The organism is Umezawaea sp. (assembly GCF_036375055.1).
Classification (GTDB): Bacteria; Actinomycetota; Actinomycetes; order Mycobacteriales; family Pseudonocardiaceae; genus Umezawaea.
The window spans coordinates 38598-51988 of the sequence record NZ_DASUSQ010000166.1; the positions used below are offsets into that span (position 1 = coordinate 38598).

At 71.9% G+C, this 13391-nt stretch carries 9 protein-coding genes; 3 read left to right on the forward strand and 6 right to left on the reverse strand.

The window, feature by feature from the left end:
* Positions 1–27: 27 nt before the first annotated feature.
* A complete protein-coding gene (locus tag VFZ92_RS39045) occupies positions 28–1050 on the forward strand; it encodes a hypothetical protein (RefSeq protein WP_330882567.1) in 1023 nt (340 codons plus the stop codon).
* A gap of 7 nt (positions 1051–1057) precedes the next feature.
* Here the strand turns inward: VFZ92_RS39045 and VFZ92_RS39050 are convergent, their stop codons facing one another.
* The 4 genes from VFZ92_RS39050 to VFZ92_RS39065 all read right to left on the reverse strand — a co-directional run bounded on the left by VFZ92_RS39050 (position 1058) and on the right by VFZ92_RS39065 (position 5952).
* On the reverse strand, positions 1058–2191 hold the full coding sequence (locus VFZ92_RS39050; RefSeq protein WP_330882569.1) for a N(5)-(carboxyethyl)ornithine synthase: 1134 nt from the start codon (positions 2189–2191) through the stop codon (positions 1058–1060).
* Between the two features lie 173 nt (positions 2192–2364).
* Positions 2365–3585, reverse strand: a complete 1221-nt coding sequence (locus VFZ92_RS39055; RefSeq protein ID WP_330882571.1) for an FAD/NAD(P)-binding oxidoreductase — start codon at positions 3583–3585, stop codon at positions 2365–2367.
* A gap of 106 nt (positions 3586–3691) precedes the next feature.
* Positions 3692–4855, reverse strand: a complete 1164-nt coding sequence (locus tag VFZ92_RS39060) for a hydrolase (RefSeq protein WP_330882574.1) — start codon at positions 4853–4855, stop codon at positions 3692–3694.
* Positions 4855–5952, reverse strand: a complete 1098-nt coding sequence (locus VFZ92_RS39065; RefSeq protein WP_330882576.1) for a carbohydrate-binding protein — start codon at positions 5950–5952, stop codon at positions 4855–4857. The genes VFZ92_RS39060 and VFZ92_RS39065 overlap by 1 nt, the downstream gene beginning before the upstream one ends.
* Before the next feature lie 313 nt (positions 5953–6265).
* On the opposite strand from VFZ92_RS39065, the gene VFZ92_RS39070 reads away from it, so the two are divergent.
* On the forward strand, positions 6266–6976 hold the full coding sequence (locus VFZ92_RS39070; protein WP_330882578.1) for a GntR family transcriptional regulator: 711 nt from the start codon (positions 6266–6268) through the stop codon (positions 6974–6976).
* Here the strand turns inward: VFZ92_RS39070 and VFZ92_RS39075 are convergent.
* Positions 6931–8844, reverse strand: a complete 1914-nt coding sequence (locus tag VFZ92_RS39075; RefSeq protein ID WP_330882580.1) for a DUF6807 family protein — start codon at positions 8842–8844, stop codon at positions 6931–6933. The two genes, VFZ92_RS39070 and VFZ92_RS39075, sit on opposite strands and share 46 nt — an antisense overlap.
* Before the next feature lie 147 nt (positions 8845–8991).
* Between VFZ92_RS39075 and VFZ92_RS39080 the strand changes: the two genes are divergently transcribed.
* Positions 8992–11238: a rhamnogalacturonan lyase gene (locus tag VFZ92_RS39080; RefSeq protein ID WP_330882581.1), complete on the forward strand. Its 2247-nt coding sequence runs from the start codon at positions 8992–8994 to the stop codon at positions 11236–11238.
* A gap of 101 nt (positions 11239–11339) precedes the next feature.
* Here the strand turns inward: VFZ92_RS39080 and VFZ92_RS39085 are convergent, their stop codons facing one another.
* Positions 11340–13193, reverse strand: coding sequence for a rhamnogalacturonan lyase (locus VFZ92_RS39085; protein ID WP_330882582.1), 1854 nt, complete (start codon positions 13191–13193; stop codon positions 11340–11342).
* Positions 13194–13391: the final 198 nt, after the last annotated feature.

The window sequence follows — 13391 nt, forward strand, 5'->3', positions numbered from 1 at the left end:
TCGAAGCACCAGGAGGGAGGCACCCGGATGTCGACCCCGGTCCTGTACACCCCGCAGAACCGCAGGCTCGACCTGTCCCGCCTCGACGGGCGGGACTTCGCCCTCATCCGGTCGCTGCACCGCCAGATCCGCCGCGGGGACAGGACCCTGCTCTGCCTGCGCGCCGCGACCGGGGGTGGAGCCGAGATGCACGTCCGCGTCCGCGACGGCCGCTACTGGGCGGTGCACTTCCCCGGAGGCGACTGCGGGCTGGAGCGGCACCGGATCTCGCGGGAGTCCGACGAGCACCGACGCCAGAAGGACTACTGGCAGCGCGCCGCCGAGGACGCGGGCTACCGGGCGTGGCAGGAGCACCGGACCGAGGCGAACACCATCCTCGACGTGGCCATCGAAGGCCCCCGTCGCACCGGTGTCGAGGTGCAGCACTCGACGCTGGAGACCTCCGTGGTCAAGACCCGCACCACGAAGTCGTTCAACGTCGGCTGGCTCCCCGTCTGGTTCCTCGACTCCGACAACACCCCGCCGTGGTTCCACCAGGTTCCCGCGCTCGGGTGCAACACGCTGCGGTGGAGTTCGCTGCCCGTCCGGCGCTCGGCCACCGCCTTCGGCCCGAGCAGGTTCGTCGCCCTGGCGTGCAGGGTCCCGAACTTCGGCTCCTGCCCGGCGGACGGGAGATCCCCCTGCGGGAAGCACCACCCGCGACGGGAACCCTGGCGCGGGCTCACCGTGGACGACATCGCCGAGATGATCCCCGCACGGGAGATGGTCCCCATGCGTGACCTGCTGGGCCACGTCCACCTCGTCTCGCCCGAGAACCTGGCGCTGTTCCAGGACCTCACCGGCACGAGCGGCGAGTACCGGCCCGGCAGCGCGCCTGCCGGGGTCCGTGCCGCCGCCGGGACCACGACCTGCGTCAACCCCGACCACGACGACCCGTCACCGGGACCGCTCTGCTCGAAGTGCGGTCGTGCCCCGGTGGGACCCGGCCGTGTGCTGTGCCCCGCGTGCCTGCACCGCCTGCGGAACCGCTCCTACTACGACACCCCGTGACGACCAGCTAGTGCGGGTACTCCGCCGGTCGGTTCTGGAAGGCCAGGATCGCGGGGTTGCGGATGACGCCGTCGCGGATCTCGATCGCCCGCCGGACGGTCTCGTCGGCGTCCCACGAAGCCGGGCCCCGGAGCACCGTGCGCAGGTGCGGCAGCAGGGCTTCGCTGATCTCCCAGCTCGCCGAGTTCCACAGGTGCGACGGGCTGTGGTCGACGCCGTAGTAGGTGACCTGGTCGCCCACCACGAACGTCGGCGCGGCGAACGTCGTCGGCCTGGCCCAGCTGAAGCCCATGCCCTCGTCGCACGAGACGTCGATGATCAGCGTGCCCGGCGCGAGGGTGGGGAGGTCGGCCTCGATCAGGAACGTGAGCGGCGCGGCGGTGTCCTGGAGGACGCAGTTCACGATGATGTCGTGGCCCGCGAGGAACTCGGCCAGCGGCACGCGGCCGTCGCGGGTGTCCGCGTTGCTGCGGCGGGGGTCCTCGTCGTCGTGGTCGAACTGCACCATGACCGCCGAGTGGATCGGCGAGCCGACGGCGGCGACGTCGCGGTTGGTGAGGACGTGGACGTCGTGCACGCCGAGCGCGTTCAACGCCGTCACCGCGCCGCGGGCGGTGGCGCCGAAGCCGATGACGACCGCGCGGAGCCGCCTGCCGTAGTCGCCGGTCGAGCCGACCTGCTCCAGCGCGTGCAGCACCGAGGAGTACCCGGCCAGTTCGTTGTTCTTGTGGAACACGTGCAGGCCGAACGCGCCATCGCTCGTCCAGTGGTTCATCGCCTCGAACGCGATCAGCGTCAGCCGCCGGTCGATCGCCGCCTGCGTCAGCTTCTCGTCCTGCACGCAGTGCGGCCAGCCCCACAGCACCTGGCCGGTGCGCAACTCGGCCACGTCCTGCGGCAGCGGCTTCGCCAGCAGCACGACGTCGCTCTCGGCGATCAGCTCCGCGCGTGTGCGCAGGCCCGCGACCTGCGACGCGAGCCGCTCGTCCGACACCCCGAAACGCTCGCCGTAGCCGTGTTCCAGGTACACCCGAGCCCGCAGGTCCGCGTCGATCCGCTCGAAGTGCAGCGGGTGGATCGGCAGTCTGCGCTCGTTTTCCTTGCTCGAACGAGAAATTACCCCGATGGTGAGCAGGTCCACCTGAAACTCCATTTCACACGCCGTTCCGCCGACAATCACATGGCTGTTGACCAGCTAATTCCCGGCGATACCGACCGTACTCCGATTTATCCCACCTCACCGGTCACAATTCTCCACCTGAAGGCGCGGTCGGCATCACACCGGTCGACGACCACGTGGTTGGGTGCCGGGCGTCACCGCCGCGCCGCATCGGCGTCCTCAGCGGAAGCCCTTCCGGAGCAGGGTGTCCCGTGCGGCGTGCGCGGGGCTGTTCCAGCCGACGACGCCGACCGGTTCGCCGTCGGCGACGGCCAGCGCGGTGAACCGGCCCGACTCGGGCGAGCCGTCGAGCACGCGGATGTCCGCGTCCGGGGGGGGACCCGGCCGTGCACCTGGATCCGCGAGTCGTACTGGTCGGTCCAGAAGTACGGCACGGGCGTGTAGGGCCGGTCGGCGCCGCTGATGTCGCCCGCCACGAACCGCGCCTGCCCGACGGCGTTCGCCCGGTTCTCCAGCCGCACGTCGGTGCCGAGCACGTCGTGCCGCCACCGGGCGACGTCGCCGACCGCGTAGACGTCCGGGGCCGCGCGGCACCGCGAGTCGCACACCACGCCGTCGTCGAGGACGACCCCGCTGCCCGCCAGCCAGTCCGTCGCGGGGGTGGAGCCGATCGCCACCACGACGACGTCGGCGGGCACCACCTCCCCACCGCCCAGCCGCACGCCGGTGACCCGGCCGTGCGCGCCGAGCAGTCCGGAGACCGGTGTGCCCGTCCTCATCCGCACGCCCTCCGACTCGTGCAGCGCGGCGACGTGGCCGCCGAGTTCACGGCCCAGCCGAAGCTGCATCGGCACGGGCAGCGGGTCGACCACGGTGACGTCGAGGTCCATGCCCCGCGCGGTCGCCGCGATCTCGCACCCGAGCACGCCCGCGCCGACGACGACCACCTCGCGCGCGGCCAGCAGGTCCGCCCGCAGGACCGCGCTGTCGTGCAGGGTGCGCACGGTGTGCACGCCCGTGAGCCCCCGCCCGAACGGCAGCCGCCGCGGCACCAGGCCGGTCGCCGCGACGAGCGTCCGGTACCCGACCCGCCAGCCGTCCGCCAGTTCCACCTGGTGGGCCTCGACGTCCAGCCCCACGGCCCGCCTCCCGAGCACGAGGTGGAGGCACAGGTCGTCGAGGCGGTCGTCGTCGCGCAGCAGCGCGCGCTCCGGCGGCCACTCGCCGGACAGCACCTTCTTCGACAGCGGCGGCCGGTCGTAGGGCAGCTCGTCCTCCGCGCCCACGAGCTGGATGGACCCGCGGAAACCCCTGCGGCGCAACCCCTCCACCACTCCGAGCCCGGCGGTGGACGCGCCGACCACGAGCACGTCGGCGGTCACGCGCCGCACCGGCGGACGGCCCGCGCGGCGCACGGGTGCGACACCTCCCCCTCGGTCACCGCGCTCCTCCTCGGTGCTCGGCCGTCACCGGTGCCCGGCTGCGGCGTGCGGGCGGGCACCGGCGACGTCGGCCGTCGCGTCAGCAGCGGCCGAGGTCCTCCCACTGGGCGGTCGGGCCGGGCTCGGAACCCTGGGTCCACCAGCGGGCGCGCCACAGCCGCTGGTTGTGCGTGACCCGCGCGTTCTCCAGGTAGACGCTCTCCCAGCGCCACGCGGACACCCCCGCGCAGCCGACCGGGGTGCCGGGCGTGGTCGTGGTGGTGGTGGTGGTCGTCGTGGTCGTCGTCGTGGGCGGCGTGCCACCGCACTCACCCACGAGGTCGTCGACGAACCGCACGCCGCTCGACCGGTAGTTCGCCGCGTTCGCGACGGCCGCGGCGGGCGTGAGCACCTGGTTCTTCGCGTAGTAGACCCAGTCGGCCTGCTCCAGGTACGTGGCCAGGCCGCCGCTGTGCGCCGCGAGGTCGATGAACCACTGGTTGAAGTTCAGCGACATCGCCTGCCGCGGGTACACGTCGAACGGACCGCTGCGGTCGTGGTCCGCGACCAGCGCGCCGTCGACGTAGTACCTGATGTGCCCGTCGGCGACGGTCGCGACGACGTCGTGCCAACCGTCCGCACTGGACCGCTGACTGCTGCTCTTGTTCTTCGACGCCCACGGTTCGAGCTGGTAGGTGTGCCAGCTCGTCTGGTAGTTGATGGGGCCGGTCTCGCCCCAGCCGCCGTTGGGCAGGTACTCGGAGAAGTCCAGCTCGCTGTACAGCGGGTCGTTGTCGTGGCGCAGCGGGCTGATCGTGAAGAACGTCTGGTTCACGTGGTCGCCGTCCGGGCCGCTCGCGGGAGCGTCGGAGAACCGGATGCGGCTCGCGTAGGTGCCTTCGAGGAACCGCCGCTCCCCCTGGAGGATCTCGGTGTGCTCGGTGCCCGCGGCGGTGCCGTCGGTCGACGACGCCATCTGGAGCACCTTGTCACCGTTCACCGTGGGGAACGTGACGTTCTCCGGCGCCCACGTCGCACCCGGCACGCCGGGACCGCCCGCGTTCGAGCGGACCTGCCAGCCGTGCCGACCCAACGCGCCGTCGGTGTGCGAGGAGTAGTCGAAGTCGTCGAACAGGACACCGCAGGCCGCGGCCGGAGCCGGGGCCGCCGCGCTGCTCGCACCCCCGGCGGTGATCAGGGAACCGACCACGGCGGCGGCGGCCAGTGCCGCTCCCGCGACCCGGCCCCTCGTCGCGCGCCCCATCAGGCACGCTGCCAGAGGGCGGGGGTGGCCGAGGGCTCCCACGACACGATGGAGGTGTGCTGCTGGAGGCAGCGGTAGGTCGCGCCGCCGTAGGTGACCTGCGCGCCGACCGGGTAGAAGGTGTTCGGTGCCCACGTGCCGCTCGCGGGCGGCTGCTGCGTGGTCGTCGTCGGTGGCGGCGGGGTGGTCGTGCAGCTTCCCGAGCCGATGTCGTCCTTGAACCGCACGCCGCTCGACCGGAACGCCGCGGCGTTCGCGACGGCCGCGGACGGCGAGAGCACCTGGTCCTTGGCGTAGTACACCCAGTCGACCTGCTGGAGGTAGGTGGCCGTGCCGCCGCTGTGGCCCGCGGTGTCGATGAACCACTGGTTGAAGTTCAGCGACATCGCCTGCCGCGGGTACACGTCGAACGGACCGCTGCGGTCGTGGTCCGCGACCAGCGCGCCGTCGATGTAGTACTTGACGTGCCCGGCCGACACCGTGGACACGACCGTGTGCCAGCCGTTGATGCTGCGCCGCTGGCTGCTGCTCTTGTTCTCCGCGTACCAGGGGTCGGGCGTGTAGGTGTGCCAGCTGGTCTGGAAGTTGACCGGCCCGGTCTCACCCCACCCGCCGTTGGGCAGGTACTCGGAGAAGTCCAGCTCGCTGTAGATCGGGTCGTTGTTGTAGCGCAGCGGGCTGATGGTGAAGAACGTCTGGTTCACGTGGTCGCCGTCGGGTCCGCTGGACGGCGCGTCGGAGAACCGGATGCGGCTCGCGTAGGTGCCTTCGAGGAACCGCCGGTTGCCCTGGAAGATCTCGGTCTGCGTGGTGCCCGCGCCGGTCCCGTTGGTGGAGGACGCGAGTTGCAGCACCTTGTCGCCGTCGGAGGTCGGGAACGTGATGCCCTCCGGCGCCCAGCGGGCCCCCGGCACGCCGGGACCGCCCGCGTTGGACCGGACCTGCCAGCCGTGCGAGCCGAGCGCGCCGTCGGTGTGCGACGCGTAGGAGAAGTCGTCGAACAGGGCGCCGCACGCCGCGGCGGCCACGTCACGGGTCTCCACGGGGGCGCCGGACGCGGTGGAGACACCCACCGCGACCATCGACAGTGCTGACACGGCCGCTGCTGCGGCCGTGGTGAAACGAGTTCTGCTGGATCGCGTCATGAGCGTCCGCTCTCTCGGTGGGGACGGGGGAGGACCGCGGCGACCGGTGACCTGTTGCAGTTTTACCAGTGGTCCAGCAACAGGTCCCCCACGAGCAAAGTGGTCTACCTCACAGGTAAAGTCAAGAGGTCTAGACCGATAATCTGCCAGGGCTTCCGAGGTTTCGATCACCACCCAAGAGGTAAGACCACTGGTCACTTTCCGACGGGCTGTTCGGGGTCACCAGTTGCTACGATGCGGAGGGCGCAACGGGAGGGAGCCAGCGGTGCGGCGAACAGAGGTGCGGGAGCGTCTGCGCGAACTCATCCAGCAGCGGCGGCCGGGCGAGGTCATGCCGTCCGAACGCGCGCTGAGCGAGGAGTTCGGCGTCTCCAGGCCGACGCTGCGCGCCGCCATGGACGACCTCGCCAGGGACGGCCTGCTGGTCCGCGAGCACGGCCGCGGCACCTTCACCGGCACCAGGAAGATCAGCCAGGAGCTCACCCCGACCACGCCGGGCGACTTCACCGTCCCCCCGGCCGAGGGCACCTGGTTCAGCAAGGTCGTGGAGTTCCGCGTCGAACCGGCGGGCGCCCGCCTCGGCCAACGCCTCGAAGTCTCCCCCAGCCACGAACTCCTCGCCGTCACCAGGGTGCGGATCGTGGAGAACGCCCCGATGGCCATCGAGCGCATCCTGCTCCCGCACGACCTGGTGCCCGGCATCAGCCCGGAGGACTTCGAGTCGGGCTCGCTCTACGAGCTGCTCAGGATGCGCTACGAGATCGTCGCCACGACGGCGCTCCAGATCACCGAGCCGACGGTCACCGACCCGGACGAGGCGACCCTCCTCGGCGTGCCCCGGTACGCCCCCGCGCTGCTGTTCGAACGCACGACCAGGGACGCGGGCGAGCGCGTCTTCGAGTACACCAGGTCGATCTACCGCGGCGACCGCTACCGCATCACGTCCCACCTGCGCTTCGACCGCACGTCGGGCTGACCGACCAGCGCGCCCTCCGGCGTGATGACGCCGTCGTAGAGCCGCACCACCACGGAGACCGCCACGTCCCGGCCGGGGCGGACGAGCCTGGGTCTGTCCCAGCACAGCGCCGAGCCGACGCCGCGGTACTGGGAGACGCGCACGAACCACGGGTCGCGCGGGCCGGACAGGACCGCCGTCCACGGGGCCACGGGGTCGGCGACCACGACGGCCAGCCAGTCCGCGACGACGCCGTTCAGGTCGTCGCCGCCGCACCCGTCGGGGGTGACGACCCGCACGAGCGCCGGGTCGACGTCGGGCAGCCGCCAGAACCAGCCGCCGTAGCCCGCTCCCGACCGCCCCAGGCTGCCGGGGCTGTTCAGCACCACCTCGGCGTCGGCGGACAGGACGCTGGTCCACGCCAGCTCCCACCCGCCCGCCACGACCCGCCTGCGGATCTCGCGGCGTTCGCGGAGCAGGACCGCGCCGAACGAGTCGCACCACTCGACCGTGCCGTCCTCGGCCTGGCGGACCTGCCCGAGCTCACCCTCGACGTACCCGCGGCCCCGCCGGTAGCTCCGACCGCCCCACAGGTTCACGCCGTCGACGTCGGGCAGCGCCATCCCCATCCCGCGGTGCCACGGGTGGTCCTCCGGGTGCTCGCCGGTGACGACCGTGCCGCCCAGGGTGCGGACCGGGTGCAGCGCGGGCCTGGACACCACCCCCGCAGGCACGACGGCCTCGCGCCCGTACCGCGCCGCGCGACCGAGCACGGACCACGGGACACCCAGTTCGGCGAACGTCCGGAGCTCGTCGGCCGAACGGACCACCGCGTCGTCGATCCCCTTCACCACCACCCGATTCCCCTTCCGCCGCAACCACTTCGGATTGATGGGCACCGGTTCCGCCGCCGTGCGGACGGCCTCCAGCACGTTCATGAAACCACCGCACGCCGCCAGGGGCGACTGGAGCGGCACCGAGCCGTTCTCCAGGTGGGCCACCAGGTTCTCCAGCGGGGAGACGTGGTCGAACACCTCGTCGACGCCGTCGACCACCAACCGGTCGCGCGTGTAGTGCAGTTCGGCGCGGTGGCGGCTGCCGTGGACGACCAGCACGGGCTCCCGCTCGACCTCCGCGCACAGCGTCACCGCGACGACCACGGTGGTGCCGCGACCGGTCCGCAGCCGCAGGCAGGACGTGTCGTCGGCCTCGATGTCGCGCGTCCGCAGCAGCTCCAGCTCGATCGAGGAGACGGTGTCGCTGCCGTCCACGGCCAGCGCGGTCGCGATGGCGTGCGCGTAGGGGTTGGTGAGCGCGCCGTCCACCACGGGCTGGCCGTCGAGCGTCCGCCGTCCGGCCCACGGCGCGCGGGAGTAGTAGGCGTCGTCGCGCGACCAGGCCCCGTGCACCCCGATCCCCGTGACGTCACCGAGTTCGCCGCGCCGCACCAGGTCCGCGAGTCGCCGCACCGCACCGGAACCGAGGCTCTGGAAGCCGACCTGGCACGCCACGCCGGAGGTGAGGGCGACGAGTTCGCGCCACTGCCGCAGGCTCGGCGTGGGCGGCTTCTCCACCAGCAGGTGCGCGCCGGAGGCCACGACGTGCCGCGCGAGGGGCAGGTGCGTGTGCATCGGGGTGGACACGACACCGATGTCCGGACCGGTGTCCGCGAGCAGCCGCGGCAGGTCGGGGCTCACCGGGCGCCCGCCGACCAGTCGCAGCCCCTCGGGGTCCAGCGGGACGACCTCGCAGACCCCCGCCAGCACGACCTTCCCCGCGGCCTCCAGCGCGACGATCTCCCGCAGGTAGCCGCGCCCGTACCCGGCGGCTCCGACGAGGACGACGGCCGGTGGCCCGCCGAGCCGTCCCATCGCGCCCACCTCGCTCACCAGGTCACACCCAGCTAAGCGTCGATGCGGTGGCCAGTCAAGGGACCAGATGGAAACCGCTTACCACCTTGCTGTGCAACGCTATCCACCCTTGCGATCATGCCTGGTGGAGGTCCATCGTTACCGCCGCCGACACCGGGAGGAACCGTGCGACTTCGACGCAGTGCCCTGCACGCGGCGGCGCTGACCGCCCTGCTCGTCCTCACCGCTCCGCAGGCCGCCGCCACGACCGGGCGCCACCACGGCGGGTGGGAGCGGCTCGACCGAGGACTGGTCGCGGCCCGCACGGACCAGGGCGTGCACCTGAGCTGGCGGCTGCTGCGCGAGGAGGTCACGGGCGCGACCGCCACCGGCCTGGCGGGCCCGGACTTCGCGGTCTACCGGGACGGGCTGCGGATCGCCACCGTCACCGACAGCACCGCCTACCTGGACCCCTCGCCCGGCGAGCGCTACCAGGTCGCCGCGATCACCCGCGGCCGGGAGGCGGGGCGGAGCGGGGCCGTCACGCCGTGGGCCGCGCCCCACCACGACCTGCCGCTGCGCAGGCCCGCGGACGGCGTGACCCCGGCGGGCGAGCGGTACACCTACTCCGCCAACGACGTCAGCGTCGGCGACGTGGACGGCGACGGGCGGTACGAGTACGTGGTCAAGTGGGACCCGTCCAACAGCAAGGACGTCTCGCAGGTCGGCTACACCGGACCGGTCTACCTCGACACCTACCGGTTCGACGGCACGCTGCTGCACCGGATCGACCTCGGCGTCAACATCCGCGCGGGAGCCCACTACACGCAGTTCCTGGTGCACGACTTCGACGGCGACGGCCGGGCCGAGACGATGGTCAAGACGGCGCCGGGGACGAAGGTGGTCCGCCCCGACGGCCGGGAGCGGTACATCACGATGCCGCGCGAGGACGTGCTCGCGGGCCACACCCACCAGGACGACCACCGGGTCGACGCCGAGGGCTACCGCGCGCACCTGGTCGAGGTGTTCCGCGGCTGGGACCGGCACCCCGAGGTCGTGGCCGGGCACTGGCCCGCGACGCTGGAGCAGGCGTTCGGCACCGCGCCCCGGTACGCCTACCCGCTGTCGGAGGCGGACGCCACCGCGCTGGTCGACCACTTCCTCGACGTCTACGCGCCCGGTCGCAGCGCCAACAACAGGCTGCGGAACTTCGCCGGGTTCATCCTGAGCGGGCCCGAGTACCTGACGGTCTTCGACGGCGCGACCGGACGGGAGCTGCGGACCGTCCGGTACCGGCCCGGTCGGACGGACGACGGGCTGATGTGGGGCGACTACGCGATGAACCGGATCGAGCCGGGCAACCGCGTCGACCGCTTCCTCGCGGGCGTCGCCTACCTCGACGGGAAGCGGCCGTCGGCCGTGTTCGCCCGCGGCTACTACACCCGGTCGACGGTGGTCGCCTACGACTGGGACGGGCAGCGGCTGCGGGAGCGGTGGTACGCCGACAGCGGCTGGGTGCCGATGGCGAACCCGTTCAACGACTCCCCGCACGGCCGGGACGGCACCGACCCGCGCTGGGCCACCCTGACCACCCAGGGGGCGCACTCGCTCAGCGCGGCCGACGTGGACGGCGACGGCAGGCAGGAGGTCGTCTACGGCGCGGCGACGCTGGACGACGACGGCAGCCTGCTCCACAGCTCCACCGGCGTGCTGCCGCCCGGCAGCGCCGAACCCGGTGCGCGCAAGCGGTTGGGGCACGGGGACGCCCTGCACGTGACCGACGTGGACCCGCACCGGCCCGGTCTGGAGGTCTACATGGTGCACGAGGGCGGACCGGTGGCGCCGTACGGGTACGGGCTGCGGGACGCGGCCACCGGGGAGGTGCTCCACGGCCGGTACACGGGTGTGGACACCGGGCGGGGCATGATCGGCGACGTCCGGCCGGACGTGCCGGGGCTGGAGACGTGGGCCTCGATGCCGGGCGGGTCCGGTGGGACCGGGTTGTGGAGTGCGGACGGGCGGCTGCTGGAGGAGCGGTCGCCGGGGACGAACATGAGCATCCGGTGGGCCGGGGACCTGACCACGCAGATCGTGGGCGGGGCGCTGGAGGTGACGCCCACGGTGGAGGACTGGGTCCGGGGGCCGTTGGTGGTGGCCGAGGGGACCCGGACGAACAACGGGACGAAGGGGACCCCGTCGTTGGTCGCCGACGTGTTCGGGGACTGGCGGGAGGAGTTGGTGGTGCGGACCGCGGACGGTTCGGCGTTGCGGTTCTACACGAGCACCGAGCCGACCGGGCACAAGATGTACTCGTTGATGCAGGATCGGCAGTACCGGGTGGAGGTGGCTCGGCAGCAGACCACGTACAACCAGCCGTCGTACCCCGGGTTCTACCTGGCTTCGGACACGCGGTGGGGGTCGGTTCCGCGGTGAGGGGTTCCTCGGTTCCGGCGTGGTGTGGCCGATCCGACCGGGTGAACCCCACGAGCACGAGGGCCGCCACCCCGTGCCGGCGGCCCTCGTGCTCGTGGCTCCTACGGGGTGGCGAAGCTGGGGTGCGGGGGCTGGTTGTAGGCGGTGTTCTGCCAGGCGATCGCCAGGCGGTACTGCCTGTCCTGCATGAGCGAGTTGCGTTTGATGCTGGTGGTGTCGGTGGTGGAGTAGATCCGCAGCGCCCGGTTGTCCGAGGTGGGCCAGACGACCTCCTCGCGCCAGTCGCCCAGGATGTCGGCCGACAGGGCCGGGGTGGACTTGGTGCCGTTGACGGAGGTGACGCCCGAGCCCGTGAGCAGGCGGGTGTCGCCCGAGGTGCCGTACTTGTCGATCGTGGTGCCGTTCAGCAGTTCTCGTTGGGCGTCGCCGTCCCACCAGACCACGAAGTTGGCGGAACCGGGTTTGCGGCTCGCCACCTGCGAGCCGTTGGTGGCCGAGCGCAGACCGCCCACCGCCGAGGACCAGACCTCCGCGCCCGCGTTGCCCGCCCAGATGTCCGCCGCCACGCCGCGTCCGTTGTCGCAGCCGCAGGAGGCCGCGCTCCAGATGATCTGGCCGGTGCGGGCGTCGCCGATCCAGTGCGCCGGGTCGCTGCCCGACTCCGACGGCTTGAAGACCTCCAGGCCGGACCTGGACGGGATGAAGTCGCCGACGTGCAGGGCGTCGCCGTGGTGGGTGTTGTTCTGCCACAGGCCGTTGCCGTTGTCGTCGACGGCCATCGAGCCGTAGACGATCTCGTCCCGACCGTCGGAGTCGACGTCGGCCACCGAGAGCTGGTGGTTGCCCTTGCCGGTCCACTGGGTGCCGTTGGTGGACGACGAGGAGTCGAACGTCCACCTCCTGGTCAGCGCGCCGCCGCGGAAGTCCCACGCCGTCACCGTGCTGCGGGTGTAGTAGCCCCGCGCCATGACGATGCTCGGCGAGGAGCCGTCCAGGTAGGCCGTTCCGGCGAGGAACCGGTCCACGCGGTTGCCGTAGCTGTCGCCCCACGCGGAGACGGTGCCGCGCGCGACCACGAAGTTCTCGGTGTCCAGGACCGCGCCGTCGGTGCCGCGGAACACCGACAGGTACTCCGGTCCCGTCAGGACGTAGCCCGAGGAGTTGCGGTGGTCCGCCGAGGAGCTGCCGACGACCTGGCCGGTGCCGGAACGGGTGCCGTCGGCGGTCTTCGCGACCACCTCGGCCCGGCCGTCGCCGTCGTAGTCGAACACCTGGAACTGGGTGTAGTGCGCGCCCGCGCGGATGTTGCGGCCGAGGTCGACGCGCCACAGCCTGGTGCCGTTCAGCTTGTACGCGTCGAGGTAGACGTTGCCCGTGTAGCCCGACTGCGAGTTGTCCTTGGCGTTGGTGGGGTCCCACTTCAGGACGATCTCGTAGGAGCCGTCGCCGTCCAGGTCGCCGACGGAGGCGTCGTTCGCGACGTAGGAGTAGGACTCGCCGCTGGGCGTGGTGCCGCCAGGGGGGATCTGGAGCGGGACGTCCTGGCTCGTCGCGGTCGCCGCCACGCCGTCGGCGCTCGCGGAGAGCTGTTCCACGCCACCGACGACGGGCCGAACGGAGTACGTCGCGCCCGCGGGCGCGCCCGCGTCCAGGAAGCTGGTCGCGGTGGTGACCGGTGTCGGCGTGACCAGCGTCCCGTCGCGGTAGACGGTGAACGCCGAGTCGGCGGCGTCGGTCCGGAGTTGCCGCCAGGACACGAAGTTGCCGTCGCCCGCCGCGGACCGGATGCTGACCAGCCCCCGGTCGAGGCGTTCCGTGGTGGTGGTCGACGTCGGCACCGGCTCCGCGTGCGCGGGTGCGACCACGCCGCTCACCGCCGTGGAGCAGGACGCGACCAGCACGATCGCGAGGAGGTGTCGTCGAGCTGGACCGTTGTTGCGGTTGAGGATTCTCATGGCGCCGCCCCGATTCTCTGCACAGGTCTTCGATTTCCACGACAATGCGAAACCGACGAGGGCGCAGCCCTCGCCTCGCGAACCCCGGCAGCGGTCGTACTCGTTCGCGCCCGCCCGGCGCACCGAGCGGATGATCATTGGAAAGCGCTTTCCAAATCGTTAACATAGGGGTAACCCCCAGGGCCGTCAACAGGAACT

Excerpts from the sequence above, each read along its gene's own strand:
- VFZ92_RS39045 (WP_330882567.1), top strand. The coding sequence starts at position 28 with ATGTCGACCCCGGTCCTGTACACCCCGCAGAACCGCAGGCTCGACCTG.
- VFZ92_RS39060 (WP_330882574.1), bottom strand. The coding sequence starts at position 4,855 with ATGGGGCGCGCGACGAGGGGCCGGGTCGCGGGAGCGGCACTGGCCGCC.
- VFZ92_RS39085 (WP_330882582.1), bottom strand. The coding sequence starts at position 13,193 with ATGAGAATCCTCAACCGCAACAACGGTCCAGCTCGACGACACCTCCTC.